24 protein-coding genes are annotated in these 26,735 nt (G+C 62.3%); 13 read left to right on the top strand and 11 right to left on the bottom strand.

Going from position 1 to position 26,735, the window contains the following annotated elements; genetic code table 11:
- Positions 1 to 41 precede the first annotated feature (41 nt).
- The 5 genes from C8K44_RS10480 to C8K44_RS10460 are packed head-to-tail and all read left to right on the top strand — an operon-like array spanning position 42 to position 4,651.
- On the top strand, positions 42 to 353 hold the full coding sequence (locus C8K44_RS10480) for a (2Fe-2S)-binding protein (RefSeq protein WP_109575738.1): 312 nt from the start codon (positions 42 to 44) through the stop codon (positions 351 to 353).
- Positions 319 to 804 (top strand): bacterioferritin, encoded by a 486-nt coding sequence (gene bfr / locus C8K44_RS10475; protein ID WP_109575737.1) that lies wholly within the window; start codon positions 319 to 321, stop codon positions 802 to 804. The genes C8K44_RS10480 and bfr overlap by 35 nt, the downstream gene beginning before the upstream one ends.
- 11 nt (positions 805 to 815) lie before the next feature.
- Complete coding sequence (locus C8K44_RS10470) at positions 816 to 2,417, top strand: di-heme oxidoredictase family protein (RefSeq protein ID WP_199227071.1); 1,602 nt, start codon at positions 816 to 818, stop codon at positions 2,415 to 2,417.
- Positions 2,417 to 3,496 carry an imelysin family protein gene (locus C8K44_RS10465; RefSeq protein WP_109575736.1) on the top strand — a complete coding sequence of 360 codons (1,080 nt, stop codon included), beginning with the start codon at positions 2,417 to 2,419 and terminating at the stop codon, positions 3,494 to 3,496. The genes C8K44_RS10470 and C8K44_RS10465 overlap by 1 nt, the downstream gene beginning before the upstream one ends.
- Positions 3,497 to 3,553: 57 nt before the next feature.
- Complete coding sequence (locus tag C8K44_RS10460) at positions 3,554 to 4,651, top strand: DUF1513 domain-containing protein (protein ID WP_109575976.1); 1,098 nt, start codon at positions 3,554 to 3,556, stop codon at positions 4,649 to 4,651.
- A 16-nt stretch (positions 4,652 to 4,667) separates the two neighbouring features.
- On the opposite strand, the gene phnN is transcribed toward C8K44_RS10460, so the two are convergent.
- The 3 genes from phnN to C8K44_RS10445 all read right to left on the bottom strand — a co-directional run bounded on the left by phnN (position 4,668) and on the right by C8K44_RS10445 (position 8,342).
- A complete protein-coding gene (phnN, locus tag C8K44_RS10455) occupies positions 4,668 to 5,297 on the bottom strand; it encodes a phosphonate metabolism protein/1,5-bisphosphokinase (PRPP-forming) PhnN (RefSeq protein WP_109575735.1) in 630 nt (209 codons plus the stop codon).
- A 203-nt stretch (positions 5,298 to 5,500) separates the two neighbouring features.
- Positions 5,501 to 7,093 (bottom strand): peptide chain release factor 3, encoded by a 1,593-nt coding sequence (locus C8K44_RS10450; protein WP_109575734.1) that lies wholly within the window; start codon positions 7,091 to 7,093, stop codon positions 5,501 to 5,503.
- Positions 7,094 to 7,292: 199 nt separating this feature from the next.
- Positions 7,293 to 8,342 (bottom strand): DNA alkylation repair protein, encoded by a 1,050-nt coding sequence (locus tag C8K44_RS10445; RefSeq protein WP_109575733.1) that lies wholly within the window; start codon positions 8,340 to 8,342, stop codon positions 7,293 to 7,295.
- 240 nt (positions 8,343 to 8,582) lie between these two features.
- On the opposite strand from C8K44_RS10445, the gene C8K44_RS27505 reads away from it, so the two are divergent.
- A complete protein-coding gene (locus C8K44_RS27505; RefSeq protein WP_158282728.1) occupies positions 8,583 to 8,972 on the top strand; it encodes an SRPBCC domain-containing protein in 390 nt (129 codons plus the stop codon).
- 19 nt (positions 8,973 to 8,991) lie between these two features.
- Here C8K44_RS27505 and C8K44_RS10435 read toward each other — a convergent pair whose 3' ends face one another.
- From C8K44_RS10435 to C8K44_RS10415, 5 genes are all read right to left on the bottom strand, one after another.
- Positions 8,992 to 9,348 (bottom strand): DUF1801 domain-containing protein, encoded by a 357-nt coding sequence (locus tag C8K44_RS10435; RefSeq protein ID WP_109575731.1) that lies wholly within the window; start codon positions 9,346 to 9,348, stop codon positions 8,992 to 8,994.
- Positions 9,338 to 9,748, bottom strand: coding sequence for a VOC family protein (locus C8K44_RS10430; RefSeq protein WP_109575730.1), 411 nt, complete (start codon positions 9,746 to 9,748; stop codon positions 9,338 to 9,340). The genes C8K44_RS10435 and C8K44_RS10430 overlap by 11 nt, the downstream gene beginning before the upstream one ends.
- Before the next feature lie 50 nt (positions 9,749 to 9,798).
- Positions 9,799 to 10,194 (bottom strand): VOC family protein, encoded by a 396-nt coding sequence (locus C8K44_RS10425; RefSeq protein ID WP_109575729.1) that lies wholly within the window; start codon positions 10,192 to 10,194, stop codon positions 9,799 to 9,801.
- Between the two features lie 86 nt (positions 10,195 to 10,280).
- The gene (locus C8K44_RS10420) at positions 10,281 to 11,060 is read right to left on the bottom strand and encodes a helix-turn-helix transcriptional regulator (RefSeq protein WP_109575728.1); all 780 of its coding nucleotides are present in this window, start codon (positions 11,058 to 11,060) and stop codon (positions 10,281 to 10,283) included.
- An 84-nt stretch (positions 11,061 to 11,144) separates the two neighbouring features.
- Complete coding sequence (locus C8K44_RS10415; RefSeq protein ID WP_109575727.1) at positions 11,145 to 11,939, bottom strand: class II glutamine amidotransferase; 795 nt, start codon at positions 11,937 to 11,939, stop codon at positions 11,145 to 11,147.
- A 223-nt stretch (positions 11,940 to 12,162) separates the two neighbouring features.
- On the opposite strand from C8K44_RS10415, the gene dut reads away from it, so the two are divergent.
- The 3 genes from dut to C8K44_RS10400 all read left to right on the top strand — a co-directional run bounded on the left by dut (position 12,163) and on the right by C8K44_RS10400 (position 14,176).
- A complete protein-coding gene (gene dut / locus C8K44_RS10410) occupies positions 12,163 to 12,642 on the top strand; it encodes a dUTP diphosphatase (protein WP_109575726.1) in 480 nt (159 codons plus the stop codon).
- Positions 12,639 to 13,295, top strand: coding sequence for an HAD family phosphatase (locus tag C8K44_RS10405; protein WP_109575725.1), 657 nt, complete (start codon positions 12,639 to 12,641; stop codon positions 13,293 to 13,295). Before dut ends, C8K44_RS10405 begins: the two co-directional genes overlap by 4 nt.
- A 71-nt stretch (positions 13,296 to 13,366) precedes the next feature.
- A complete protein-coding gene (locus tag C8K44_RS10400) occupies positions 13,367 to 14,176 on the top strand; it encodes an isocitrate lyase/phosphoenolpyruvate mutase family protein (protein ID WP_109575975.1) in 810 nt (269 codons plus the stop codon).
- Here C8K44_RS10400 and C8K44_RS10395 read toward each other — a convergent pair.
- On the bottom strand, positions 14,173 to 14,895 hold the full coding sequence (locus C8K44_RS10395) for a sulfate transporter family protein (protein WP_109575724.1): 723 nt from the start codon (positions 14,893 to 14,895) through the stop codon (positions 14,173 to 14,175). The two genes, C8K44_RS10400 and C8K44_RS10395, sit on opposite strands and share 4 nt — an antisense overlap.
- 155 nt (positions 14,896 to 15,050) lie before the next feature.
- On the opposite strand from C8K44_RS10395, the gene C8K44_RS10390 reads away from it, so the two are divergent.
- From C8K44_RS10390 to C8K44_RS10380, 3 genes are all read left to right on the top strand, one after another.
- Positions 15,051 to 16,043: an adenosine kinase gene (locus C8K44_RS10390; protein WP_109575723.1), complete on the top strand. Its 993-nt coding sequence runs from the start codon at positions 15,051 to 15,053 to the stop codon at positions 16,041 to 16,043.
- An 866-nt stretch (positions 16,044 to 16,909) separates the two neighbouring features.
- The gene (locus tag C8K44_RS10385; RefSeq protein WP_109575722.1) at positions 16,910 to 17,752 is read left to right on the top strand and encodes a Dam family site-specific DNA-(adenine-N6)-methyltransferase; all 843 of its coding nucleotides are present in this window, start codon (positions 16,910 to 16,912) and stop codon (positions 17,750 to 17,752) included.
- Positions 17,749 to 20,076, top strand: coding sequence for a DGQHR domain-containing protein (locus tag C8K44_RS10380; RefSeq protein WP_109575721.1), 2,328 nt, complete (start codon positions 17,749 to 17,751; stop codon positions 20,074 to 20,076). The genes C8K44_RS10385 and C8K44_RS10380 overlap by 4 nt, the downstream gene beginning before the upstream one ends.
- Before the next feature lie 256 nt (positions 20,077 to 20,332).
- Here the strand turns inward: C8K44_RS10380 and C8K44_RS10375 are convergent, their stop codons facing one another.
- On the bottom strand, positions 20,333 to 22,621 hold the full coding sequence (locus C8K44_RS10375; protein ID WP_109575720.1) for an NADP-dependent malic enzyme: 2,289 nt from the start codon (positions 22,619 to 22,621) through the stop codon (positions 20,333 to 20,335).
- A 138-nt stretch (positions 22,622 to 22,759) separates the two neighbouring features.
- Here C8K44_RS10375 and mutS point away from each other — a divergent pair, with 138 nt between their 5' ends.
- Positions 22,760 to 25,447, top strand: a complete 2,688-nt coding sequence (mutS, locus tag C8K44_RS10370) for a DNA mismatch repair protein MutS (RefSeq protein WP_245417456.1) — start codon at positions 22,760 to 22,762, stop codon at positions 25,445 to 25,447.
- A gap of 69 nt (positions 25,448 to 25,516) precedes the next feature.
- Here the strand turns inward: mutS and C8K44_RS10365 are convergent, their stop codons facing one another.
- Complete coding sequence (locus C8K44_RS10365; RefSeq protein WP_109575719.1) at positions 25,517 to 26,650, bottom strand: hypothetical protein; 1,134 nt, start codon at positions 26,648 to 26,650, stop codon at positions 25,517 to 25,519.
- Positions 26,651 to 26,735 lie beyond the last annotated feature (85 nt).

Genomic DNA, 26,735 nt, shown 5'->3' with positions numbered 1-26,735 from the left:
CGCCAAAGGGAGCGCGCCGTCAGCCACGGTCATTCGAAACCATGCTTATCTGCCATTGCAACCTCATTACCCAAAAGGAGATCGAAGACACAATCGTCGAACTTTTGGACCGGGACCCGTGGACACTGATCGTGCCCGCGAAGGTCTATCATACGCTGCAAAAACGAGGACGTTGTTGCGGCTGCTTCCCAAATGTGGTCGAAACGATAATTCGGGTCACCGAAGCCTACCACGCTCGCTCTGAATCGGGCGAGATGGATATCGTTTCACACCTGGACCGCGTCAGAGAATTGCGCGTTCAATTTGGGAGCAAGGCCAATGAAGGGCGAAAAACAGGTCATCGAGCGGCTTAACGAAGCACTTTTCCTCGAACTCGGCGCGGTCAACCAGTATTGGGTTCACTATCGCCTGCTCGAGGACTGGGGTTACGGCAAGCTGGCCAAGAAGGAACGCGAGGAATCGATCGAGGAGATGCACCACGCCGACAGGCTGGTCGCACGCATCATCTTCCTGGAAGGCCATCCCAATTTGCAGTCGCTGGCACCATTGCGCATTGGCCAGAACGTCAAGGAAGTTCTCGAAAGCGATCTCGCCGGCGAGTATGACGCGCGCACTTCCTACAAGAAATCCCGGGACATCTGCTCCCAGCATGGGGACTACGTATCCATGAAACTCTTCGAGGAACTGCTTGCCGACGAGGAAGGTCACATCGACTTCCTCGAGACGCAGCTGCAGCTGCTCGCGGAGATCGGCGAAGAGAAATACGGTCAGCTCAACGCCGAGACCGCTGACAAGGCCGAATAGGACATGCCGGAATGCGGCGCATTTTTTCACTGACGCGCCGCATGCTGCCGGGTGCGCCTATCGGCACCAAGACTTACGACAAGCGAAGTGCTTCGGCACTTCGCTTGATTGTTTCGAGCCTTTTGCTGGCCACGGCCTTGCCGGCCGCTGCGGGCGAACCGGACGGGCTCGCGCGCGAACGCCACGACCTCAAGCCCTCGGACAAGGCGCGCGTCGAAAAGATCGTCAAGCCGACCACCGACTTCTCGAAGCCGGAACAGTTCGAGCTGATGCAAGGTGGCGCTGGAACATCCGAGAAGCGCGTCAACCAGGATGCCTTCTCGCATTCGTCGGCCAACATCACTTTCGAGGAAGAAGGCACCTTCAAGCTCGGTAACGGCATGTTCCGCAAGCTGTGGGTGTCGTCGCCGTCTTCGACACAGGCCTCGGACGGCTTGGGGCCGCTGTTCAATGCGCGCGCCTGCCAGAGCTGTCACCTCAAGGACGGCCGTGGCCATCCGCCGGAGGGCAATCCGGACGCAACCTCGATGTTCCTCAGGCTGGCCCGCCCGGCCGCAACAGAAGAAGAAAAGGCCGCCCTTGCCGACCGAAAGGTGCTGAACTTCCCTGACCCCATCTATGGCGCCCAATTCCAGGACCTGGCCGTGCCCGGCCTCGCCGGCGAGGGCCACATGGTCATCTCCTATGAGGAGGTGCCGGTCGAACTCGGCGACGGCACCAAGCTTTCACTGCGCAAGCCAACCTATTCAGTCAGCGATCTCGCCTACGGCCAGATGCATCCGGAAACGACGCTGTCGCCGCGCGTGACACCGCAAATGATCGGCCTCGGTCTGATCGAACAAATCCATCCGGCTGACATTCTCGCCAATGCCGATCCCGACGACAAGGATGGCGACGGTATCTCCGGCAAGCCTTCGGTCGTGCGCGACGGCAAGACCGGGGCGCTTACGCTGGGCCGCTTTGGCTGGAAGGCGCAGACCCCCTCGATCCGCCAGCAGTCGGCTGACGCCTTCGCCGGCGACATCGGCATCTCGACGCCTGACGTTCCGCATCACTGGGGCGACTGCACCGAGACCCAGACCGCTTGCCTTGCCATGCCCAATGGCGTCCAGGAGCGGCTTGGCCCGGTCGAGGCGCCTGGCCCGATCATGGATCTGGTGACCTTCTATTCCCAGAACCTGGCCGTGCCTGCCCGCCGCGACATCGACAACCCTGAAGTGCTGCGCGGCAAGCAGATGTTTTATGAAGCCGGCTGCGCGTCGTGCCACATTCCGAAATTCGTGACCCGGCGCGGCACGCCGAACAAGGCACAGGCATTCCAGCTGATCTGGCCATATTCCGACTTCCTGCTGCACGACATGGGCGAAGGCCTGGCAGACGGCCAGCAGGTCGGCGACGCCAGCGGCAGCGAGTGGCGCACGCCGCCGCTGTGGGGCATCGGCTTGACCAAGACCGTCAACGACCACACCTTCTTCCTCCATGACGGGCGGGCGCGAAACCTGACCGAAGCGATCCTGTGGCATGGCGGCGAGGCGCAAGGCGCGCGCGACCGCTTTGCCGGGCTCGCCACCGACGACCGTGCAGCCCTTGTCAAATTCCTGGAGTCGCTGTGATGGCTAGACATACGCTCGCATCCGCTTTTGTCGCCTGCCTCATCCTGCCCGCGACCGCGGCCTACGCCAACGAGGCCTCGGACAAGGTGATCGCCAACTCGATCGACGGCTTCATCCGCCCCACCTATGCCCGGCTCGTTCAGGACGCGGCAGCGCTTGGAAAGAACCTCGACACGCTTTGCGCAGCCCCATCGGCCGCCAATCTGAAGGCCACGCGCGAAGCCTTTTCCAAAACCACGGCGACATGGTCGGAGATCGAGATCATCCGTTTTGGGCCGATCACCGAACAGCACCGCCTCGAACGCATCCTGTTTTGGCCAGACCGCAAGGGCACCGGACTGAAGCAGGTGCAGGCCGCCCTCGCCGACAAAGACGAAACGGCCACCGACGCTGCGAAGCTGGCGCAAAAGAGTGTCGCCATGCAGGGGCTCGGCGCGCTGGAATTCGTCCTGTTCGGCACCGGCGCCGACGATCTTGCCGGTACCTCCGCCGCCTATCGCTGCGCCTACGGCAAGGCCATATCAGGCAATATCGCCACGATCGCCGCCGAGGTCGACACTGCCTGGCGCGACGACAAGGGCTTTGCTGCCCAGTGGCAAAAGCCCGGTGCCGCCAATCCACTTTATCGCAACGCCAGCGAAGCAGTCACCGAATTGCTCGAAGTCTATGTCAACGGGCTCGAGCTGGTGCGCGACGTGCGCGTCAACGGCTTCCTCGGCAAGGACGTGGCTACCGACAAGCCCAAGCAGGCGCTGTACTGGCGCTCGCAAGGCACCGCCGCCGCGTTTGGCGGCAACATATCGGGCATGAAGGCGCTGTTCGACGCCTCGGAGTTCGGCACGCTGCTGCCGGCGGATTCCGAGTGGATCGCGCAGTCGATCGATTTCGAATTCGCCAACGCTCAAAACGCCGTCACCAAAATCACCAGGCCGATCGACGCCGTGCTCGCCGATCCGGAAAAACGCGCCAAGCTCGCCTATTTCGGAGTCGTGACCTCCAGCCTGTCGGAACTTTTCGGCACGCGTCTTGCCGGCGGCCTCGGGCTGACGGCGGGCTTCTCCTCGCTCGACGGGGACTAGAGCATGATCGCGAGAACTGGCCGCCGGTTTTCGGACGAGGTCTTGCCCAGCCAAGGGATGCGCTCGCCGCTGTTTGACCGCCGCGATTTCCTCAAGGCCGCAGGGGCGACATTCCTGATGGCGCTCGCCCCGGCCAAGCGCGCGCTGGCGCTCGAAACCGACGCCATGTTCGCCACGGCTTATCAAGCGCGCACGGGCGAGTACGGCGTCGCCGTGCTGTCGGAGGCCGGCAAGATCCTGCACAGCGTGGCGTTGCCGGAGCGCGGCCATGACGTGACCTTCGATCCGGTCTCGCGCAAGTCGGTGGTGTTCGCACGCCAGCCCGGCACCTTCATGCTGGTCTTCGACCATACCGGCAAGGATGAACCACTCACCATCCCGAGCATCGCAGGCCGGCACTATTACGGCCATGGCGTCTTTTCGCCGGACGGGGCGCTGCTCTATACGACCGAGAACGATTTCGACAACGCCGCCGGCATGGTCGGCATCTATGACGCGCGCGACGGCTTTCGCAGGCTCGGTGAATTCCCGACCCATGGTGTTGGCCCGCACGAGCTGATCCTGCTCGGCAACGGGCGCACGCTTGCGATCTGCAATGGCGGCATCGAGACCCACCCGGATTTCGGCCGCGCAAAGCTCAACATCCCGACAATGAAGCCGTCCTTCGTGCTGGTCGACCGCATTTCCGGCGACCTCAAGGAAAAGCACGAGTTGCCGGAAAAGCTGCACCAGCTTTCTATCCGGCACATGGACATCGACGCGGCGGGAACCGTGTGGTTCGGCGGCCAGCACGAAGGGCCGGCGACGGAAAAGCCGCTGCTCGTCGGGCGTGCCAGACGCGGCGAAGACCTCGCCATGCTCGAGATGCCCGAAGACATCCTCGGCGGCTTCCGCAACTATATCGGCTCGGTGGCGGCCAACCGCGACGCCGGCCTGGTTGCGGTATCGTCACCGCAAGGCAACGCCTGGGCGATGATCGAGGCGAAGACCGGCAAGGTCGTCGCCAGGAACGAGCTGGTCGAGGTCTGCGGCCTGGCACCCGATCGCGACGGCTTCCTCGCCTCCACCGGTGCCGGCCTCGTCGTCGCGCCCAGCGGGGAGCAAACCAACGACCCGCAGCACGTGTGGGACAATCACATGCTGCGCTTTGCGTAAGCTACTGCTTACGCAATCATATCAACCCTGACACATCGGAAAAAGCGACCGCCTTGCGCAGCACGGCGAGGAACCGCTCGCCGGCAACCTCGGCCGCGCCGCTGTTGTCGATGGCGACATGGCCGGGACCCGACAGATCGTGCGGGGCGGTGCGCGCCAGCCGCGCCAGCACCTCGCCGCGCGACTCGCGCCCGCGTGCTGCAAGCCGCTCCGCCAGGATTTCGGGGGCAGCGGTGATTTCGACAACCGCGACATTGGCGTAGCGCTCGCGCAAGGCGGGAATGACGCCGCGCGAGGTGTTGGCGACGACGACGTGGCCGACAGCTATGGCATCGTCGACCGAGGCCGGAATGCCGTAGCGCAGGCCATGCGCTTCCCAGGACAATGCAAAGGCGCCGGAGGCGTCGGCCTCGACGAAGGCGGCATCCGCCAGCGTGTCGTGATCTTCGGTCGCGCCGTCGCTGTGACGCGTGATGACGCGACGGGCGAACTCGACATGCTCGTCGTCGCCAAGGCGCTCGCGGACATAGGCGATCAGCGTGTCCTTGCCGGCACCGCTTGGACCGACCACGGCAACGAAAACGCCGTTGCGGACAGGCGAACCAAGCTGGGTCAGTTCACGCTCGATCAATGCTGAAACCATCATGCGTCGTCATTCCTCCGTGCCAGCGCATCGGCCCGCCGGGGCCCTGGACAGGCAACGGCGCATTGAACATCTCAACTGCCGCGCTGTCACCCACCTTGGCTTGGACCAGGGACCGACAGCGCACCGGAATGTCCTTAGGCGATTTACATGACGGAATGACGAAACGGAGAGGCGGAGCGGCAAAACCGCTCCGTCATCCCGGATCAGGCGACCTTGTCGCGGACCTGATAGTCCTTGATCGCGGCGAAGCGGATCATCTTCCAGCGCTCGGCCTCATAGTTGAGCGAGAATTCGTGCTGGGCGAGGAACACCGGATCATTGTCGAGATCGCGCGCGATGTCGCCGCGATGGCTTTCGATGAAGCGATGCAGGTCTGCCTTGTCATCGGCGTCGATCCAGCGGCAGACGGAGAACCGCGCCATCTCGAAGTCGACCGGCAGCGTGTATTCCACCGACAGACGCTCCTTGAGCACGTCGATCTGCAGCGCGCCGACGACGCCGACGATGGCGGGCGAGCCGTCTTCGGGCTGGAACAGCTGGACCACGCCCTCCTCGGCCATCTGGTGCAGCGCTTCCTTGAGCTTCTTGGCCTTCATCGCGTCGCCGAGGCGGACGCGGCGCAGGATTTCCGGTGCGAAGTTGGGCACGCCGCGAAACAGGATATCCTCGCCCTCGGTCAGCGTGTCGCCGATGCGCAGCGTGCCGTGGTTGGGAATGCCGACCACGTCGCCGGCATAGGCCTCGTCGGCGGTGATGCGCGAGCGGGCGAAGAAGAACTGCGGCGCCGAGAGCGACATCTGCTTGCCGGTGCGCACGAGCTTGGCCTTCATGCCGCGCTTGAGCTCGCCTGAGCAGACGCGGACGAAGGCGATGCGGTCGCGGTGGTTGGGGTCCATGTTCGCCTGGATCTTGAAGACGAAGGAGGTCATTTTCTCTTCCGTCGCCTCGACCTTGCGGGTGTCGGCCTCCTGGGCGCGCGGTGCCGGGCCGAACTCGCCCAGGGCCTCGATCAGGTCGCGCACGCCGAAATTGCGCAGCGCCGAGCCGAAATAGACCGGCGTCAGATGGCCCTCGCGGAACGCCTGCTCGTCGAAGGGCCGGCACGCCTCGCGCGCAAGCTCCAGCTCTTCGATGAAGGCAGGACGGTCATTGTCGGGCAGAAGCCCGGCGGCGCGGTTGGAGTCGGGGCCGTGAACCTCGGTGCGCTCCTTCTCGTCGTCGCCGCGGCGTACCGCGTTCTGGGCGAGATGGTAAGTGCCGGCAAAAGTCTTGCCCTGGCCGATCGGCCAGGTGATGGGCGCGGTGTCGAGCGCCAGCTTCTCTTCGATCTCGTCGAGAATCTCGAAGGTGTTACGCGCCTCGCGGTCCATCTTGTTGACGAAGGTGATGATCGGAATGTCGCGCAGGCGGCAGACCTCGAACAGCTTCAGCGTGCGCGGCTCGATACCCTTGGCGGCGTCGATGACCATGACCGCGCTGTCGACAGCCGACAGCGTGCGGTAGGTGTCGTCGGCGAAGTCCTCGTGGCCCGGCGTGTCGAGCAGGTTGAAGACGTTGTCGCCATACTCGAAGGTCATCACCGAAGTGACAACCGAGATACCGCGCTCGCGCTCGATCTTCATCCAATCCGAGCGGGTCTGGATCTTGTCCTTCTTGGCCTTGACCTCGCCGGCGAGCTGGATCGCGCCGCCGAACAACAGCAGCTTTTCGGTCAGAGTCGTCTTGCCGGCGTCAGGGTGCGCGATGATCGCGAACGTACGGCGGCGCGCCACCGCCTTTTCGATGTCTTCAGCCATCGGGGATTCCTTGTGATGGCGGGCTTCTAACAGCGGACGCCGCGCCTGTCGAGGAATTGGAACGAAGCAGGGCGTTCAGGCCTCCCTCCCCCTTGTGGGGAGGGATAGAGGGTGGCGGTGGCTCGTAGGGCGATTGTTAGATTCCCCACCCCTTACCCCTCCCCACAAGGGGGAGGGAGGCGCGAGCGTCGCGCCAAACTCATCCCCTCAACTCGAAACCGCCTTCGGCCACCGTCTCGCCGTTGACGATCAGTTCCATGCGATGGTGGCCGGGATAATGCTTGCGCGTGGTAAAGTCACGCACCGCCTGGCTGATCGAAAGATCCTTCTGGCCGCCCGGCGCAAGGTTGATCTCCTTCAGCTTGAACACCTTCTTCGAGCTGCCGCCGCTTTTCTTGACGTAGTGTACGGCATAATCGACCACCAATTGCTGCGCTGCCTCGGCAGTCGAAGCGATGCTCGCCTTGAGCGTGATGCGGCCACCGAGCATGATCGCTGCCGGCGACACGGCAAACGCCTCGACGCGGACCATCGGCGTGCCGGTCGTGCCGATAGCGCCAAGCGCGCGCGCATCGTCCATGTTCCAGCCTGAGACACGGTCGATCACCTTGTCGGGATGGTCCTTGGAGATATCGTTGAGGTGGTTGGCCACCGATTTGCGCACGTAGAGGCTCGAATCGCACTTGAGCGCGTCGAGGATAGGTGCCGTAGGCGAAGGATCCTTGATCAGTTGCTTGAGCTGGAACGACCATGGCAGACGCGGGCGCGAGCCTTCGCTGGCCAGGCGGCGCACATGCTCGTTGTCGTCGAGCGCCCAGCCGCGCATCACCTTCAGCGTCCCGTCGAAGTCCTGCGCCAGGAAGTGGCGGATGGCGAATTCGGCCGAGCCGAAGCGGGTGAAGTAGTGCAGTGCCTGCATCGACAGGTCGAAGTGGCCCTTGCCGTAAAGCGCGACATATTCGGACAGCACGATCGACGCGAAGCCGTGCTGGATGCGCGGCGCGAGATCATGGAGCACTTCAATTGCGCGTTCGAAGCTGCCCGGCAGCGCGCCATGCAAGCTGGTCGCCGTCTGGCGCATACGCTGCATGATGCCGAGATCGTCGAGGTTCTCTGTCGCAAGCGCCATGAACCGTTCCGCATCGAAGGCAGCCGAGATGGAAGCCGTCTCCGCGGCGATATGGCGAAGGCGCTCGCGATCGAAGATTTCCTTGAGTGCCGGGGCGGCTAGCGTCTGGTCTTCAGTCATCTATTTTCGTCCTGCATGGCGCCCCCGCGCCGCCCTCGGGCGTCCAACCAGACGCAGGGCTTGCTGCGCAGATACGAATCGCACCTCGAAACTACAATCCCTCTCCTGCCAAGGCGCTGTCAGGAGACTCGTGACGGGTGGCGCTTTCGAGGCCGCACGCCGCCGTTGACGTCGTTGCCGGACAGGCGGAAAATATTCTCAAGGCGCGCGAGACATGTCGCGTCATTCCAGGAGGTCGCCATGACCATCCACCAGGAAGTGCACATCAAGGGTTCGCCAAAAAACATCTATGAACTGCTACTCGACTCCACCCGCTTCCAGGCGATGACGGGCGGGCGGGCGGCGCACATCTCGACGCATGAGGGCGGTGAGGTTTCGATGTTCGGCGGCGATATCGAGGCCCGCAATGTCGAACTGGTGCCCAACCGCCGCATCGTCCAGGCATGGCGCTCACGCGTCTGGCCCGAGGGCACCTATTCGATCGTGCGCTTCGAACTCCAGGCCGACGGCACCGGCACAAGACTGACATTCGACCAGGCCGGCTACCCCCGCTCGGCGCACGCAACGCTCGATGAAGGCTGGCCGAAGATGTACTGGGAGCCGATGAACCGCGCGCTCACGCATCATTGAGCCGCAGCCAAGGCGCCTTTCAGGCGTCGGCCGTCTGGCGCGCGAGCGCGACATAGTCGGCGACATACAGGTCCCCTATGTCCGACACGGACAGGAGCTTGATGTGGCGGCGCAGCTTGCCTTGCCCCTGGAGCATTCCGTGCGGGTCCGGCAAGGTCGCGCCTTCGCTGAACTCAAGCGTCACATGCGCGGCATATGGGAAGACACCACAAAACCCGACCCGCGACGAAAACAGGATCCCGCCATATTTGACCTCCTCGGAGATGGAGGCCCCGGATTGCAGCACGACTTCACGCACCCGCGAGACGATGGCGAAATGCTCCGGCCGGTGACCTCGCATGTCGTCCAGGAAGGCTTGAACGCGATCAGCCGTCATGGCCGACCCGTGTTGCGTAGAACTGCCTGAACTCGGCGGACGGCTCCCGGTTCGAGTAGATGTAGAGCGTGACGCCGTTTGGATCCTGGATCGCAAAACCACGATCGCCCCACGGATGATCCTCGATCGGCATGATCGGCACGAGCCCGGCCGCCGTCATCAGCCGATAGTCTTCGTCGACGTCGTCGACGCAGAAATTGTAGGTCAGCCCAGCCGTTTCGCATAAGGGCTGCTCCCCCGGCGGTTCCATGAACTGCAGCGAAAGCCCGTCGCCAAATTCAAGGCTGACGAACCATCCGCAATCAAACGCTGGGTGTGCGCCGAAATGCCTGATGTAGAAGTCACGCGTCTCGGTGACGCGCTTTGTCGTGATGCAGGGAGAGGCCGTCGTCGGGCGCATGTCTGGCTCGCTTGGTCAGGTGTCGATTGGTTGTGCAGGCGGCTCGGCTATCAGTCCGGCATGGCCGAAGCGATCTCGACGAGGCAGCCATTGACATCGCGGACATAACCGACGATCTGGCCCCACGGCTTGTGTTCCGGCGGCTTGACCGGCGTGGCGCCCGCGGCAATCGCGTTGAGATAGGCTTCCTCGGGATCGTGGAAGATCAGAGCCAGTTCGAACCCTGCCGCGACATCAGTCTTGCGATTGGCGCGAATAGCGAGCCCGTTCATCTCAGCCATCGGCTCGCCGGCGAAAGACAAGGTTGTCTGGCCGGTGTCCATTTCGGCATAGAGATTGCTCTCGTGGATGAACTTGCGAGGCAGGCCAAACGCAGCCTCGTAAAACGCGACGGTTGCCTCGACATCGGCGACGTAAAGGATTGTATAGCCAAGACGCGCGGCCATCGAATTTCCCCCAGTTGGGGCCGTTGACCCCGGTTGGTCGCCCTACAATACGCCTTTTTTTGATCCGATCTTGAACAAATCGGACATCAATCGTCCAGGCTGACGAGCGTCACGTCTGGCAGGCGCGCCGGCGAAAAGCCGCCCATGCGCCTGATGACACGGCTCATATGCGCCTGATCCGAAAAGCCCGCCTCCACTGCCGCATCTGCAGGGCTAAGACGGTGATCGCGCAGCAGCCGCAAGGCCCGGTGGAACTGAAGTATCCCCGCAAGGGCTTTTGGCGTCAGGCCGGTTGCCTTGACGACAAGTCGCTGCAGCGTCCGCGCGGAAACGGCATGCATCTGTGCCACGTCACTTATGCGCAGGCGTCCACCGGCGGCGTGAAAGGCACCGATCACGCTGCGGCTCAGCGGTGCCAGCACCAAGCGGCCGTCGGCCGCACGCTTGCGAACAAAGGCCGTCAGGCTGGTGACAAGTTCGTTCTGATCCCGCGCCGGCGCACAAAGGCACTTCAGAGCGGGACATGCGGCGATTGCTTGAGCGCCGATCAGGTTCGAATTCGTCAGCTCCGCCGGTTCAAACCCGAGAACCGTTTCGAACCAGCCTGGCCGCAGCCGTAGCCCGACAAACCCTATGCCGGGTTCGATCGGCACGTCGTAGAAGCGCGTCGTCGGGCCGGTGACGACAACGGTCACCCCGGTGATCGGACGCTGTCCGGCATCGAACCTGAGGATGATGTCGCAACGTCCGTCCGGCAGGACACGGTAGCTTGCGGCGCGATCGCTGACGGAAGTCCACACCGCTTCGACCTCTTCGCCGAGGCCGGCGGCCAGGCTCAGTTCGGTGTAGCGAGCCGACAAGGTCATTTCTCGAAAGCCAGCTCTCCGTTGCGCAAGACGCGAGGGCATGGCCACCTCAGCGGCCAGATCATCACTGGCAGATAGCAGATTTCAGCCGGCCATCGCCAGTTGCGTCAATGCCGGCTGGAACGGGCGGATCGACATGCCGTCCCGCGTCAAGGTGACAAAGCTCGACGGCGGCACCGCCTGCCAGCTCTGGCCTTCGCGATCGAACGGCTCCGAGACGATGCATCGGCCCGCCCCGCCATCGCGGGTGTAAAGCGTTGGCGCATGCGCGTCGGTGGCGTAGCGCACGGCAAACAGGTTCTGGCCGTCGCTGAACGCAGCCGTCAGCTTGAGCTGCGGATCGATGCCCGCGCCGCGCGCCGCGGCAACCACGCGACCGGTGGCGCGCGCGACCGCACCTGGCGGATCGGCGTCGAGCCCCTCCTCCAGCATCAGCAGGAAAAACAGCTCGGAGTCAGTTGTGCCCTGGCGCTGCTCATAGAGGTCGTCGTTGATACTAGCCTCCAGCCGCCGGCGGATCTTTTCGAAGCCCGAGATCTGGCCATTGTGCATGAAGCTCCAGCGGCCCGAGATGAACGGGTGACAGTTGGAACGGCTGGTGCCGCCGCCCGTCGACGCCCTGACATGGGCGAGAAACAGGCCGGACTTGATCTGCCGGCACAGGCTCTTGAGGTTTGGATCGGACCACGCCGGCAGGATGTCGCGATAGAGGCCGGGCTCCGGCCGCTCGCCATACCAGGCGAGGCCGAAACCGTCGCCATTCGTCGGTGACTTGGCCTCCTGGGCGCAATGGCTCTGGGCGATCAGAGAATGACAAGGCGCTGTCACGATGTCTTCCAGGAAGACCTCTTCACCGAGATAAGCGGCCCATCGGCACATGGCTCATCGACCCCAATGTCTCAGCACGTGGCGGGCGGAGATACCCGCCCAGACTCAACCAGCATGGCTAACAAAGCGTAAACGCGTGCGATTATCTACCTGATCCACGTTGCCGTTGAGTGTCGCCGAGCATGGCGAAAAGCACACAGTTGTGTCATCGAAAAGCCCGAGCGCAGATATCGGGATTGACGTTGCTCGATCACCGTCCCATAGGATCGCCGCCATGAAATCCGCCCTTGAAAATACTTCCGCCCCCGTCATCGGGATCGTCCGCTTGCCGCACGCAGCCGAGCTGCCCTTGCCGTCCTACGAGACATCAGGTGCCGTCGGCATGGACCTGCGCGCCGCCGTGCCGGACGACCGTCCCTTGCTGATCCTGCCCGGCAAGCGCGCATTGGTGCCGACAGGCCTGGTGTTCGAAATTCCCGAAGGGTTCGAAGGCCAGTTGCGTCCGCGCTCCGGCCTCGCCTTCAAGCACGGCATCACCTGCCTCAATACGCCCGGCACCATCGACAGCGACTATCGCGGCGAGGTCAAGGTGCTGCTGATCAACCACGGCGACGAGGACTTCTATGTCGAGCGCGGCATGCGCATCGCCCAGATGGTGATCGCGTCAGTGACCCGCGCTTCGATCGAGGAACGCAGCCTTGCCGGTGAAACGACACGCGGCAATGGCGGTTTCGGCTCGACCGGCACCGCATGAGATCGCCCAAGCTCGTCATCTTCGATTGCGACGGCGTGCTCGTCGACACCGAACCGCTGGCCAACCGGCGGCTGTCGTCGTGGCTGAGCGAAGCCGGCTATGAGGTGAGCTACGAACAATGCCGCCGGCAGTTCGTGGGGCGCAGCCTGGTGTCGGTGCAGAAGGAAGTCGAAGCGGCGGGCATAAGCCTCGGGCCGGATTTCGTCGAACGCTGGTACCGCGAGTTGCCCAGCCTGTTTGGCAGCGGCGTGCAGGCGATCCCGCACATCGAAACCTTCATCAGGGCGGTCAAGGCAGCAGGCATCGGCTATTGCGTGGCCTCTTCGGCACGCGTCGACAAGATGCACATGACGCTCGGCCAGACCGGGCTCCTGGCGCATTTCCGCGACGTTCTGTTTTCCGCCACCATGGTCGAGCGCGGCAAGCCCTTCCCTGATCTTTTCCTGCATGCGGCGGGCAAGATGGGCGTCGATCCGGCCGACTGCATCGTCATCGAAGACAGCGTCGCCGGCGCCCAGGCGGGGGCTGCAGCAGGCATGCGGGTGTTTGCCTATCACGGCGATCCGCACGCCGACCGCGACGGCCTTGCCGCCGCCGGCGCCAACTTGTTCGACGACATGCGCACCCTGGCAGGATTGGTCCCCATCCGCTGAAAAGGGGATTTGTGAGGCCCGGAACTCCGGGCTAATATCCCTTGATGCGGTTCAGTCTCGAGGGCCAGACGATGGACAAGGGCGGGGTTTTCCGAAGACTTCACGAGGCGCCCGGCGCCTTCATCATTCCCAATCCGTGGGATGTCGGCACGGCCAAACTCCTGGCCTCGTTCGGCTTCGAGGCATTGGCGACGACGAGCGCCGGCTTTGCCTTTTCGCGCGGCCTGCCCGACGGCGGCGTCGGCTTCGAGACGATGATCCATCATTGCCGCGACATGGCCCAGGCGACCGAATTGCCGGTGTCGGCCGATCTCGAGAAGGGCAAGGGCGACAGCCCAGAAAGCGCTGGCGAGACGATCTTCGCCGCCGAAGCCGCCGGGCTCGCCGGCTGCTCGATCGAGGACCACACCGGCGAGGCCGACAAGCCGATCTATGCGTTTACCCATGCGGTCGAGCGCGTGGCGGCCGCGGCCGAAGCGGCACGGGCGCTGAAGCACGATTTCGTGCTCACTGCGCGCTCGGAGAATTTCCTGTGGGACCGGCCCGATCTCGATGACACCATCAAGCGGCTGCAGGCGTTCGAGAAGGCCGGCGCCGACGTGCTCTATGCCCCCGGGATAACCGATATCGGCATGATCCGGACGCTGTGCAGTTCGGTCGGCAAGCCGGTCAACGTGCTGGCCGTGCCGGGCTTTTCGGTCGCCGTACTTGCCGAAGCCGGCGCCAAGCGCATCTCGCTCGGCTCGAAGCTCACCACCTATGCCTTCGGCATGATGGAGCGCGCGTCGCGCGAGATGCTGGGCCACGGCACATTCGAGTTTTCCCGCGACGGCATGGCCTATGGCAAGCTGCAGACGCTGTTTGCCGAAGACGAGCGCTAGGCCCTGACGCCCGCCGGCCGCATCTCCGAGGCAGACACCGCCTTGTGCAGATGCACCATCATCGCCGCTGCGAAGAGCGGGGTCAGAAGGTTGAGGATCGGCACGGCGAGGAAGGCAGCGATGACGAGGCCGGCCATGAACACCGTGCCGGCGTTGCGGCGGCGCAGATCCTTGGCGTCCTGTTCGGAGCGGAAGCGCATCGCGGCGAATTCGAAGAACTCGCGGCCGAGCAGGTAGCCGTTGACCAGGAAGAAGGCGCCGATGTTGACGAGGGGGATGAACATCAAGAACAGCGCCAGCAGATTGCCCAAAATGACGATGCCGAAGAACTTGATCGCCAGCACCAGCGAGCGCAGCGCCGGCACCGGGCGCCCGGGCGCATCCTTGGGATAGTCGGTCTTTTCGACGACCTCGGCGACATCGTCGAGGAACAGGCCAGCGACGATCGCCGTCACCGGCGCGATGAGCAAGGCCAAGCCCAGCGCCAGGCCGATGCCGGCAATGATCGCCGCGACCAGGCCGAGCCAGCCGGTCCAGTCAGGCAGACCGGGCAGCATGGCGTCGATCCACGGCATGGCCAACCAGTCGAAGAGCTCGCGGATGCCGAACCACAAGGCGACCAGCGCAAGGATCGTGAGGCCCAGCGTCTTCAGGAACACCTGCCGGAACGCCGGGGTGAAAAGCTGGCTTGCGGCGGTGCGGGCGGCGTCGAATATCATTGTCTGGTCGTCCCCTGTTCGCTGCAAGAGATAGGCAGCGCGCGCCCGGGCCTCAAGCAGCCCGCGACAAATTCGCGGGGTATGCAAATGCCTCGCGAGCCGTTATTGCGGAGCGGTTTTGTCCACCTGAACGGCACGCCGCCGCGGAGACCCTGATGAGCCAATATGACGTGCTGTGCATCGGCAACGCCATCGTCGACATCATCGCGCAATGCGACGAAGCCTTTTTGACCGATAACGGCATCATCAAGGGCGCGATGAACCTGATCGACGCCGAGCGCGCCGAACTGCTCTATTCCCGCATGGGCCCGGCGATAGAGGCTTCGGGCGGTTCGGCCGGCAACACGGCCGCCGGCATCGCCAGCTTCGGCGGCAGCGCCGCCTATTTCGGCAAGGTTTCCCGCGACCATCTCGGCAACATCTTCACCCACGACATCCATGCCCAGGGCGTCGCCTTCGACACGAAACCGCTCGACGGCACCCCACCCACGGCGCGTTCGATGATCTTCGTCACGCCTGACGGGGAGCGGTCGATGAACACCTATCTCGGCGCCTGCGTCGAGCTCGGGCCAAACGACGTCGAGGCCGACAAGGCGAGCGGGGCCAAGGTCACCTATTTCGAGGGTTATCTGTGGGACCCGCCGCTGGCCAAGGAAGCCATTCGGCTTACGGCCTCGCATGCGCATGCCGCCGGCCGCGAAGTGTCGATGACGCTGTCGGATTCTTTCTGCGTCGACCGCTATCGCGCAGAATTCCTCGACCTGATGCGCTCGGGCACCATCGACATCGTCTTTGCCAACTCCCACGAGATCAAGTCGCTCTACGAGACGTCGTCCTTCGACGAAGCGCTCGCCCAGATCCGTAAGGACTGCAAGATCGCCGCCGTCACCCGCTCGGAGAAGGGGTCTGTGATCGTGCGCGGCGACGAGACGGTGGTGATCAAGGCGACCGAAATCCGCGAGCTTGTCGACACCACCGGTGCCGGCGACCTTTATGCCGCAGGTTTCCTCTATGGCTACACGCAAGGGCGTTCGCTCAAGGATTGCGGCGACCTCGGCTCGCTCGCCGCCGGCCTGGTGATCCAGCAGATCGGCCCGCGCCCACGGCAGAATTTGAAGCGCGAAGCCGAACAGGCGGGGTTGCTCTGAGCTGCGACTTACCTCCCCCTCGAGGGGAGGTCGCGCCGAAGGCGCGGGTGGGGTCCTTGCGGTCGCACTCGACATGAACCTACCCTCCTTGCTTCGCGAGTGTCCCCATCCAAGGGGCGTCGCGCGCTGCCTCAGGCGACCCCACCCCGATCCGCTGCGCGGATCGACCCTCCCCTCAAGGGGGAGGGAGACGTCGCGCTCGTCCCTCGCCACGCCCCGTTTCCGGTCTGGCCATTGTTGATGAAAAATTCGGGAAGCGGGGCGCGGGGCCGTGCCTGCCGAAAACTGATAAATGGCGCGAACCCGCGCTCCGCCGGCGATTTCTGTTTCCGTCCGTTCCGCTTCCGGCGGCATGGGCTTTCGCCCTTGCCCCACTAGCGCATCGTCCAGCGCACCCGGGCCGTATTACCCGGAGGGGAACCCTCGGACGGAACCTCCCCGGGCAACAGGCTACGTCAGCCCACTGCCGGAGGCGCCGGCTCCTCCCCGCATGTCACCGTCGCGACCGGCGTTCCCGCGGGAGGAACTCAGGGGATTGTACGGGAGGTTTTGAGGGCGTGGAAAAACGGGGGTGGTCTATCCACGCTGATTGCTGACAGACGGTGACAGCGAAACGGAGCTGGTTTTCAGTAAAACGCGAAGGTTTCAGTCTGATTGAACCGGACATTGCGCATCATATCTGAATGCCTAGCTGGGCGCGGCGCGGTTGAGATATCCGGCTTCCTGTTCAAACAGACCAGCACTTGAGTGCTGAGCAAGAATTGCTGACGGTTGGGCGCTTCCCCTAGCACTTCATCAACAAACAATTTGTTACAACCCTTTGACCCTTACTACGCGGTTTCATAGCGTGGCGGGAAGAGGGACTGATGGATTCGCAAATTCAAATCAATGGCAATTCCCCCCGCGCCTTTTTGCGCTGGGCGGGTGGAAAATCTTGGCTCGTACGTCGGATCGAAGAAATATTCGGCAATATGACGTTTGCTCGATATCACGAGCCATTTCTCGGTGGCGGGTCCTTCTTTTTTGCATCGGCTACCCACACCGTGTCCTACCTGTCCGACAAAAACGACGCACTGATTGAGACCTACCAGAGCATCAAGGATGACTGCGAGAGCGTTATCGAGCGAATGCTGGTCTACGAGAATAGCGCCGATGATTATTATCGGATTCGTGCATCGCATCCATCGGATCGCTTCGAGCGCGCAGCTCAATTCATCTATTTGAATCAAACCTCATTCAATGGAATTTATCGCGTTAACCTTAAAGGCGTTTACAACGTACCTTACGGAAACCGCACCAAGAATTTTCTGGACGAAGATGCACTTCGGTCAGCATCCAGCGGATTGGCCCTTGCGACCCTCAGAAGCCGGGACTTTGCTGACACCATCGATGACGTGAAAGCTGGGGACCTTGTCTTCATTGACCCGCCGTATACCGTCTCGCACAACAACAACGGGTTTATTAAATACAACAAATCATTATTTTCGCTGGACGACCAGTTTCGACTCGCCGAGTATATCCAAAATATACGCGATTTGGGGGCGACTTACATTTTGACGAATGCGGCACATCACAAAATAAAGGAGATCTTTGATGTCGGCGACCGGCACATTGAGGTAAGCCGAGCGAGTCTGATTGGTGGGAAAAAGGCCCAGCGCGGCTCTGTTTCAGAGTTCATATTTACCAATCTAGAGGCCCACGCCTCATGACAATTCTGAACGACGAAAACTTCTCGCTTGTGTTCGCCGACAAGGATGATCAGACGAAAATCCGGCGGGAAAGATCGAAGACATATTGGGAGCGAAAAGTCCGGAAAGCGGAGTTTGCTTCTCCGGATGTGGGGTGGAGAATCCTTGACGACAGCCTGCAACGCGACGTCAAGCTAGCAAAGGACAAACCGACAGACCAAAGATATGAAGATGAGTTGTGGGTGTTGCTTTCTCGCCTCAGCTTCAATCACCTGTCTCGCGACCGCAGCTGCAGAATTCAATATGATGAGAAGGACGGCGCGGCCCAACAGGTCGATGTCCTCGCTGTAGATGACGAATGCGCGGTCATCATCGAGTGCAAATGTGCCGAGGTCGCAGGCACGAAGCCCGGCGACTTCAAGACAGAAATCGAATCTTTAGGCGCGAAGAAAGCAGGCCTTCATCGGGAGTTGCGAGCTCGCTTCAATAAGCCCAAGCTGAAAATCGCATACGTTCTCGCGACAAGAAACTACATCTTGCGGCAAGCGGATGTGGATCGACTTGCAACGTTCGGCATCTTGGAGTATTACACTGAGCTGGTGGCACATTTGGGCAGTGCTGCTCGCTATCAATTTCAAGCAGACCTTTTTCAGGGTCAGGACATTCCTGAAATGGAAAGTCGCATCTATGCCGTCCAAGCATCAATGGGCGGGATAGAGTACTACTCGTTCTGCATAGAACCTGAGCGGCTGCTGAAAATGGGGTACGTCCTTCATCGATCAAAATCGATCAAGACACTCCCAAGCTATCAACGATTGATCAAGAAAAAACGCCTTCAAAGTATCAAAAAATTTATCAACAATGGCGGCTACTTTCCAAATTCATTAATAGTGAGTGTAGACAACGAGAGCAAGAAGGCGCGTTTCGAGCCATTTGCATCGCCGATCCCAAACGCATCTTCAAGAGCCGGAATTCTGCATCTGCCGCCTCAATATAGGTCACTCTACGTGATCGATGGGCAGCACCGGCTGTACGGCTATAGCGACAGCGAATATGCCGACAATAACAGCGTGCCAGTCGTCGCATTTATGGAATTGCCGCGGGAAGAACAACTCCGACTGTTCATGGAGATCAACGAGAACCAGAAGGCGGTCTCCAAGAACCTTAAACACACCCTTGATGCAGATCTAAAGTGGGATTCCAAGAATCTGGCTGAGAGGGCCGAAGGCATAAAGAAGCAGCTTGCCCAAGAACTCGGAGAAAACGTCACCTCTCCTCTCTTCAATCGCGTTCTCGTTGGAGAGGATCAGAGGACCGAGATCCGTGTGCTAACCCTGGAAGCCATTCTTCGCGGTTTGAATCAGACCAAATTTGTTGGCAAGTTCACCAAGGATGCCGTGCGCGAGCAAGGTATGTTCAATACGGGCGACAGTACAAGTACGGTTGAAAAACTTCGGCGCCTACTCTCTGCTTTCTTCACTTACATAGCTACCGAGTATGAGTCCGAATGGACGAGGCTCCCCAAAGACGGTGGGCTTTTGACCATTAACGATGGCGTCACCTCACTCATCATGGTTTTCGGCGATGTTTTGGAGCACTTGGAGCGAACCAGCCAGATCAAGCCGTTGGCCGAAGGCTCGGATAGTATCATCGAAAAGGCTGCAACATACCTCGATGGCCTAAAGCCGTACTTCAGAAAACTGACTGAGCCAGACAGAGCCGAGTTGAGAAAAAAGTACGGTAGTGGCGCCCCAACACGCCTTCGAAGGATCTTTCAGAAGGCGATCCACGAGGCTCGAGAGGATTTTAGTCCGATTGGACTTAAGGAATATTGGCGTGACCAGTCCAAACTCTACAACATCGAAACGTACTCTAGAGTGGCCGACATCGAGCTCAAGCTTCGCGACGATATAAAACAACTACTAATGCAAGAGCATGGCACGATGTGGTTGAAAAAGGGATTGCCAGAGAAGTTATTTACCCACCTCTCAACCGAAGCTGCAAAGAAGAACCGTCTCATCGAAAATGATGAAGACGAGAAGACCCCCTGGGATTGCTTAAATTTGATCCACATACGCGACATTGTAATGCACGGCGCGCAGTGGAGCACCTTGTTCCAGAAGAATTACACCATACCTGGACAAGAAGCTAAAAAGAAAGAAGACAAAACTAGCTGGCTCGCAAAACTTAATTCGATTCGCAACAATGCCGACCACGAATATAGTGTCAGCAAAGACGAGGCGGATTATGTGGCTGCGATACATGATTGGCTTATTCTAGGAGATCACACGGATATCTCTTCACGCAGCTCCATTGGGGAATCCAACGTTGAGAATGACGCGTAGATCGAGCTCTCGGACCTTGCGACCTAGCCCCGCGAGAGCGTGGCGAGGAGCAGCGTAGACGTCGCGATCCTTCTCACCCCCCTCTGCCCTGCCGGGCATCTCCCCCTCAGGTGGGGAGATCAGCAGCCTCGACGCCGCGCCCAATCGTCTCTCGGGGAGAACTATCGGAAACCTCGCGATCCTTCGCGCCCCCCTCTGTCCTGCCGGACATCTCCCCCACGAGGGGGGAGATCGGCGGTTGCTACGTATCCGCTCCTCAAGTCCCCGCGTTATACGCCGCGATCGCCGCCATGTTGACGATGTCGGAGTCCTTCGCGTTGAGCGAGACGATCTGGACCGGCTTGTTGAGGCCGACGAGAAGCGGGCCGATGACGGTGGAGCCGCCGAGTTCCTGCAGCATCTTGGTCGAGATCGCGGCCGAGTGGAACGCCGGCATGACGAGCACGTTGGCGGCACCCGAGAGGCGGCAGAAGGGGTATTGCTGCTGCATCAGGCGGTGGTTGAGGGCGACGTCGGCGGCCATTTCGCCGTCATATTCGAAATCGACGCGGCGCTTGTCGAGGATCTTGACCGCTTCCTGGACACGCTCGGAACGCTCGCCGGGCGGGTTGCCGAAGGTCGAGTAGGCAAGCAAGGCGACGCGGGGTTCGTAGCCCATCTTGCGGGCAAAATGGGCGGCTTCCTCGGCGATGTCGGCGATCTGCTCGGCGTTGGGCATGTCGTGGACGGCGGTGTCGGCGACGATGACGGTGCGGCCGCGCGCCAGCACGATCGACACGCCGATGACGCGGTGGCCGGGCTTTTCGTCGATGACGCGGCGAACGTCTTCGAGCACGGTCGAATAGTTGCGGGTGACGCCTGTGACCACGCCGTCGGCGTCGCCAAGGGCGACCATGCAGGCGGCGAAGTGGTTGCGGTCGTTGTTGATCAGGCGCTGGCAGTCGCGCAGCAGATAGCCCTTGCGCTGCATGCGCTCGTAGAGGAAGTCGGCATAGATGGCATTGCGGCGCGACAGGCGCGCATTGATGATCTCGAGGCCCGGCTTGTTGAGGTCGATGCCGGCGTGGCGGGCGTTTTCCTTGATGATGTCGTCGCGGCCCAAAAGAATGGCGGTGCCGAGCTTCTGGTTCACGTAGGAGACGGCGGCGCGCATGACCTGCTCCTCCTCGCCCTCGGCAAAGACGATGCGCTTGGGCTGGCGCCGGACGCGGTCGTAGATGCGCTGCAAGGTCGAGGCGATCGGGTCGCGGCGGGCGGAGAGCTCGTTGGCGTATTTGTCGAGATCGAGGATCGGCCGGCCAGCGACCCCCGATTCCATGGCCGCCTTGGCGACAGCGATCGGGATCGCCGAGATCAGGCGCGGGTCGAACGGCACCGGGATGATGTAGTTGGGGCCGAATTTCGGCCGGTTGCCCTGATAGGCGGCGGCGACGTCGTCAGGCACGTCCTGGCGGGCGAGATCGGCGAGCGCCTGGGCGGCTGCGACCTTCATGGCGTCGTTGATGGTGGTGGCGCGGACATCGAGCGCCCCGCGAAAAATGTAGGGGAAGCCGAGCACGTTGTTGACCTGGTTCGGATAGTCCGAACGGCCGGTCGCCATGATGGCATCGGTGCGGATCTCGGCGACTTCCTCGGGCGTGATCTCCGGATCGGGATTGGCCATGGCGAAGATGATCGGGTTCTTGGCCATGGACTGGATCATGGCGGGCGTCAGCGCGCCCTTGGCGGAGAGGCCGAAGACGATGTCGGCGCCGTCCATGGCGTCGGCAAGCGTGCGCGCCTCGGTCTTGACCGCATGCGCCGACTTCCACTGGTTCATGCCTTCGGTGCGGCCCTGGTAGACCACGCCCTTGGTGTCGCACAAGATGACGTTGTCAGGGGTGAAGCCCATCGACTTGATGAGCTCGATGCAGGCGATGCCGGCGGAGCCGGCACCATTGCAGACGAGCTTGGCCGTCTTCATGTCGCGGCCGGTGATGGCAAGCGCGTTGATGAGGCCGGCGGCCGCGATGATGGCGGTGCCGTGCTGGTCGTCGTGGAAGACGGGGATGTCCATCAGCTCGCGCAGGCGCTGCTCGATGATGAAGCACTCGGGCGCCTTGATGTCTTCGAGGTTGATGCCGCCGAAGGAGGGCCCGAGGAAGCGCACGCAGTTGATGAATTCCTCGGCGTCTTCGGTGTCGACCTCGAGGTCGATGGAATCGACATCGGCGAAGCGCTTGAACAGCACCGCCTTGCCTTCCATGACGGGCTTGGAGGCGAGCGCGCCGAGATTGCCCAAGCCCAGGATCGCGGTGCCGTTGGAAATGACGGCGACCATGTTGCCCCTGGCGGTGTAGTCGTAGGCGCGGGAGGGATCCTCGGCGATGGCTTTGACGGGAACCGCGACGCCGGGCGAATAGGCAAGCGACAGGTCGCGCTGGGTCGCCATCGGCTTGGTCGGCACGATCTCCAGCTTGCCCGGGCGGCCCATGGCGTGGAATTCGAGCGCCTCCTCAGCAGAAACGGAGGGGCCGGAATTGTCGGTTTTCTTGTTCGAGGCCATGGTGCGAAGCGATCCTACCCTTGAAATATTCTTTTTGTGGAGCGTTTTGGATTAAGGCTACACATCGGCGCTGTAAACCGCCAAGCAGAGCGGTGGATTTCCTTTTTTGAAAGCTCAGGCGTGAACGATCGACCGACGATGTCAGCGGAAATGCCGGTGCATGCGCCGCCGACGCCGATGATGGAGCAGTATATCGAGATCAAGGCGGCGAACCCGGATTCGCTGCTGTTCTACCGCATGGGCGACTTCTACGAGCTGTTCTTCGACGACGCCGAGAAGGCGTCGCGCGCGCTCGGCATCGTGCTCACCAAGCGCGGCAAGCACCAGGGGCAGGACATCCCGATGTGCGGGGTGCCGATCCATGCGGCCGACGACTATCTGCAGAAGCTGATCGGGCAAGGTTTCCGCGTCGCGGTGTGCGAGCAGATCGAGGACCCTGCGGAAGCCAAGAAACGCGGCTCGAAGTCGGTGGTCAAGCGCGACGTGGTGCGCCTGGTGACCCCAGGCACGATCACCGAGGACAAGCTTCTGGCGCCGCAGGAATCCAGCTTCCTGATGGCGCTGGGGCGGGTGAAGGGGGCGGGCGAAGCGAGCCTCGCGCTCGCCTGGATCGAGATCTCGACCGGCATCTTCCGCGTCGCCGAGACGACGCCCGACAGGCTCGCCGCCGACATCTTCCGCATCGACCCGCGCGAGCTGATCGTCGCCGAACCTGCGTTCCATGACGAGGAGCTGGGGCCGACGTTCGACCTGGTGGGCCGCATCGTCAACCCGCAACCGCCGTCGCTGTTCGACTCGACGTCGGCGCCGCAGCGCATCGCGCGCTTTTATGACGTGGCGACACCCGACAGCTTTGGCGCGTTTTCGCGCGCCGAGCTGTCGGCGATCTCGGGGGCGATCGCCTATGTCGAAAAGACCCAGAAGGCCGAGCGCCCGCCGCTGTCGCGCCCCGAGCGCGAGCGGGCCGGCACGACCTTGTTCATCGACCCGGCGACGCGGGCCAATCTCGAACTGCTGCGCACGCTGTCGGGCGGCCGCGACGGCTCGCTGTTTCGGGCCATCGACCGCACGGTGACGGGCGGCGGCGCGCGCTTGCTCGCCGACCGGCTGATGTCGCCGCTGACCGATCCCGACGCCATCGGCGCAAGGCTCGACGCGGTGTCGTTCTTCATGGGCGAGACAAGGCTCAGCGAAGCGGTGCGGCTCAGCCTCAAGGGCGTCGCCGACATGCCGCGCGCGCTGTCCAGGCTTGCGCTCAACCGTGGCGGCCCGCGCGATCTCGGCGCGCTGCGCTCGGGCTTTTCGGCGGCGCGGACGATTGCCGGGCTGTTTGCCGGGGCAACGCTGCCGAAGGAACTGGCGGCGGCGATCGCGGCGATCACGGCGCTGCCGGCCGATTTCGCCGACCATCTCGATGCGGCGCTCGGCGAAGAGCTGCCGCTGCTCAAGCGCGACGGCGGTTTCGTCCGTGCGAACTACCATGCCGAGCTCGACGAGATGCGGGCGCTGCGCGACCAGTCGCGGCGGGTGATCGCCGGCATGGAGCGCGACCTGATCGAGGAGACGGGCATCCGCTCGCTCAAGATCCGCCACAACAACGTGCTCGGCTACTACATCGAGGTGACGGCCAACAACCAGGCGGCACTGAACGGCACCGACGAGGCCAAGGCGCGCTTCATCCACCGCCAGACCATGGCGAGCGCGATGCGCTTCACCACGACAGAGCTCGCCGGGCTCGAGACCAAGATCGCCAACGCCGCCGACCAGGCACTGACCATCGAACTGGCCGCCTTCGACCAGCTGGTCGGCGAGGCCGTCAGCCACGCCCAGGCGATCCGCGCCGGCGCTGACGCACTGTCGGTGCTCGACGTGTCGTCCGCCCTCGCGCTGCTTGCCCTAAACGAGGCGTGGTGCCGGCCCGAGGTCGACGGAAGCCTCGCCTTCGACATCAAGGGCGGGCGCCACCCTGTTGTCGAGCAGTCGCTGCGGCGCGAGGCGGCGGCACCGTTCGTTGCCAACGACTGCACGCTTTCGCCCGACGGCAACGACAAGAACGGCGCCATCTGGCTGCTGACCGGCCCGAACATGGGCGGCAAGTCGACCTTCCTGCGCCAGAACGCGCTGATCGCCATCCTCGCCCAGATGGGTTCTTTTGTCCCTGCAGAGCGTGCGCACATCGGCGTCGTCGACCGGCTGTTTTCCCGCGTCGGCGCCTCGGACGATCTGGCGCGCGGGCGCTCGACCTTCATGGTCGAGATGGTGGAGACGGCGGCCATCCTCAACCAGGCGGGCGAGCGCACGCTTGTCATCCTCGACGAGATCGGCCGCGGCACCGCCACCTTCGACGGCCTGTCGATCGCCTGGGCGGCGGTCGAATACCTGCACGAGAAGAACCGCTGCCGCGCCATCTTCGCCACCCATTATCACGAGCTGACCGCGCTTTCCGGCAAGCTCGGCCGCCTGCACAACGTGACGATGCGGGTGAAGGAGTGGGAGGGCGACGTGGTGTTCCTGCACGAGGTCGGCAAGGGTGCCGCCGACCGCTCCTACGGCGTGCAGGTGGCCCGCCTCGCCGGCCTGCCCGACGCTGTGGTTTCGCGCGCCAAGGAGGTGCTGCACCAGCTCGAGGAAGGCGAAACCTCCGGCAAGGCCAACAAGCTCGTCGACGACCTGCCGCTGTTTTCGGTGGCGATGAAGCGCGAGACGCCAAAACCCGTCGCCAACGACGCGCTGAGCAAGGCGCTGGACGGGCTCAGCCCCGACGAAATGACGCCGCGCGAGGCGCTGGACGCGCTGTACAGGCTGAAGGGGCTGGCGGGGAAGTAGGGGCGAGGCCGTTTGCGGGTCACGACACGCAATACACCCTGATCAGCCTGCGCCCCCCACGTCCAATACTCAGCCCGCCTTCGCGGGTGGCCGGGGAAAGAGCCCGTAACGACCAAGTTGGTCGTTCTTCGTGAAGAATATCGTCTGCGATCGGGCGAGTACCGCCTCGGAAGGCGTGTCGTTCTCGAGGATGATGACCTGGCGGTCGTCATGTCTGGATAGGTACTCGTAGAAGTGATCTCGGAGATCAGTCTCAGACAGATCGTCTTCGTCGTGCTCGGGCTCGCGATAAGCCAGCAGTGGCGTATCAAGCACCACAAAGCCTGGGTGAGGCAAGTCCTTGTCCCGTGTGAACTCCAGAAGAGAGATATTGAATGCTGAGTGAGTGATCGCACGCATGCCTTTTCCTCGGCTCCCGCGAGGCTTCCCAGAAATCACAAAGTCCTTGGCAGTCCGGTCAAAATGAACTCGCTCCGTTTCGGGGAATTTCCAGGCCTGCAGCAACAAGCGCATATGTTCCGAGAACTGATCAAGCACGGATTCCGAAAGTCCAGACGCGGGCTGCGCCGAGGACGCTTTCGGTTCGGAGGGTTCTTTCTCGAACTCTGCCTTGCGTTGTTCAAGGTCAGAGATTGTCTGGAAAAGAGAAATGGCAGCGGTTACTGACGTGCGCTTTTCTGTGAACTCAAGATAGGTCGCCCGCTGCCCCTGCAGTGTCGGCGTGATCCGCGACAACTCGACCTCTGTCGCAGTAAACTGCTCTTGCAAGCCGGGCTTCGAAGCTTCCAGCTCTGCTGATTCCTCGTTGAGCTGGTCGACCGTCTCCTGAAGCTCTTTTGCGAGGAGGCGGATTTTCGAGGTCTCAGCGTCCGTAGCAGTAACAACGACTTCGACATTGCCGTCGCAATCATCGCCATCGGGATTCTGGTGGTCGGGTAGCGCTCCGCAAAGCGGGCAGCGTCCTGGTACCAATGCTGCAAGTAACGACCCGGCCTCCCTAAGGCCCTCCAATCGTCTAAGGTCGGACTCGTAGCTCAGGGAGAGCAGCGCAAACCGTGCAAGCAGCTCTTCAATTTCGGCGCGCCGATCATCTGCCCCCTCAATAGCTGTACGATAAGACCGCCTCCTCGCTGCGATTTCTCTGAACTCGAACTCAAGCTGCTGCAGTCCGGTACGCTCGACTTCAAGAGTATTGAACCGCACCGGGTTTGCCGGAGGCTGTTTGGTTTAAGTTACGCGGCCATGGCTGGCTCGTCCAGCATAGCGTAATGCTGCTCCTCGGCCTCGG

The organism is Aminobacter sp. AP02 (assembly GCF_003148805.1).
GTDB lineage: Bacteria > Pseudomonadota > Alphaproteobacteria > Rhizobiales > Rhizobiaceae > Aminobacter.
The sequence above is the reverse complement of the archived record's forward strand: the minus strand, read 5'-3'. Positions and strand labels throughout refer to the sequence as shown.

What these genes read in the sequence shown, in the direction of transcription:
- C8K44_RS10480 (WP_109575738.1), top strand. Translation starts at nt 42, where the DNA reads ATGCTTATCTGCCATTGCAACCTCATTACCCAAAAGGAGATCGAAGAC.
- bfr (WP_109575737.1), top strand. Translation starts at nt 319, where the DNA reads ATGAAGGGCGAAAAACAGGTCATCGAGCGGCTTAACGAAGCACTTTTC.
- C8K44_RS10470 (WP_199227071.1), top strand. Translation starts at nt 816, where the DNA reads ATGCGGCGCATTTTTTCACTGACGCGCCGCATGCTGCCGGGTGCGCCT.
- C8K44_RS10465 (WP_109575736.1), top strand. Translation starts at nt 2,417, where the DNA reads ATGGCTAGACATACGCTCGCATCCGCTTTTGTCGCCTGCCTCATCCTG.
- C8K44_RS10460 (WP_109575976.1), top strand. Translation starts at nt 3,554, where the DNA reads ATGCGCTCGCCGCTGTTTGACCGCCGCGATTTCCTCAAGGCCGCAGGG.
- phnN (WP_109575735.1), bottom strand. Translation starts at nt 5,297, where the DNA reads ATGATGGTTTCAGCATTGATCGAGCGTGAACTGACCCAGCTTGGTTCG.
- C8K44_RS10450 (WP_109575734.1), bottom strand. Translation starts at nt 7,093, where the DNA reads ATGGCTGAAGACATCGAAAAGGCGGTGGCGCGCCGCCGTACGTTCGCG.
- C8K44_RS10445 (WP_109575733.1), bottom strand. Translation starts at nt 8,342, where the DNA reads ATGACTGAAGACCAGACGCTAGCCGCCCCGGCACTCAAGGAAATCTTC.
- C8K44_RS27505 (WP_158282728.1), top strand. Translation starts at nt 8,583, where the DNA reads ATGACCATCCACCAGGAAGTGCACATCAAGGGTTCGCCAAAAAACATC.
- C8K44_RS10435 (WP_109575731.1), bottom strand. Translation starts at nt 9,348, where the DNA reads ATGACGGCTGATCGCGTTCAAGCCTTCCTGGACGACATGCGAGGTCAC.
- C8K44_RS10430 (WP_109575730.1), bottom strand. Translation starts at nt 9,748, where the DNA reads ATGCGCCCGACGACGGCCTCTCCCTGCATCACGACAAAGCGCGTCACC.
- C8K44_RS10425 (WP_109575729.1), bottom strand. Translation starts at nt 10,194, where the DNA reads ATGGCCGCGCGTCTTGGCTATACAATCCTTTACGTCGCCGATGTCGAG.
- C8K44_RS10420 (WP_109575728.1), bottom strand. Translation starts at nt 11,060, where the DNA reads ATGACCTTGTCGGCTCGCTACACCGAACTGAGCCTGGCCGCCGGCCTC.
- C8K44_RS10415 (WP_109575727.1), bottom strand. Translation starts at nt 11,939, where the DNA reads ATGTGCCGATGGGCCGCTTATCTCGGTGAAGAGGTCTTCCTGGAAGAC.
- dut (WP_109575726.1), top strand. Translation starts at nt 12,163, where the DNA reads ATGAAATCCGCCCTTGAAAATACTTCCGCCCCCGTCATCGGGATCGTC.
- C8K44_RS10405 (WP_109575725.1), top strand. Translation starts at nt 12,639, where the DNA reads ATGAGATCGCCCAAGCTCGTCATCTTCGATTGCGACGGCGTGCTCGTC.
- C8K44_RS10400 (WP_109575975.1), top strand. Translation starts at nt 13,367, where the DNA reads ATGGACAAGGGCGGGGTTTTCCGAAGACTTCACGAGGCGCCCGGCGCC.
- C8K44_RS10395 (WP_109575724.1), bottom strand. Translation starts at nt 14,895, where the DNA reads ATGATATTCGACGCCGCCCGCACCGCCGCAAGCCAGCTTTTCACCCCG.
- C8K44_RS10390 (WP_109575723.1), top strand. Translation starts at nt 15,051, where the DNA reads ATGAGCCAATATGACGTGCTGTGCATCGGCAACGCCATCGTCGACATC.
- C8K44_RS10385 (WP_109575722.1), top strand. Translation starts at nt 16,910, where the DNA reads ATGGATTCGCAAATTCAAATCAATGGCAATTCCCCCCGCGCCTTTTTG.
- C8K44_RS10380 (WP_109575721.1), top strand. Translation starts at nt 17,749, where the DNA reads ATGACAATTCTGAACGACGAAAACTTCTCGCTTGTGTTCGCCGACAAG.
- C8K44_RS10375 (WP_109575720.1), bottom strand. Translation starts at nt 22,621, where the DNA reads ATGGCCTCGAACAAGAAAACCGACAATTCCGGCCCCTCCGTTTCTGCT.
- mutS (WP_245417456.1), top strand. Translation starts at nt 22,760, where the DNA reads ATGTCAGCGGAAATGCCGGTGCATGCGCCGCCGACGCCGATGATGGAG.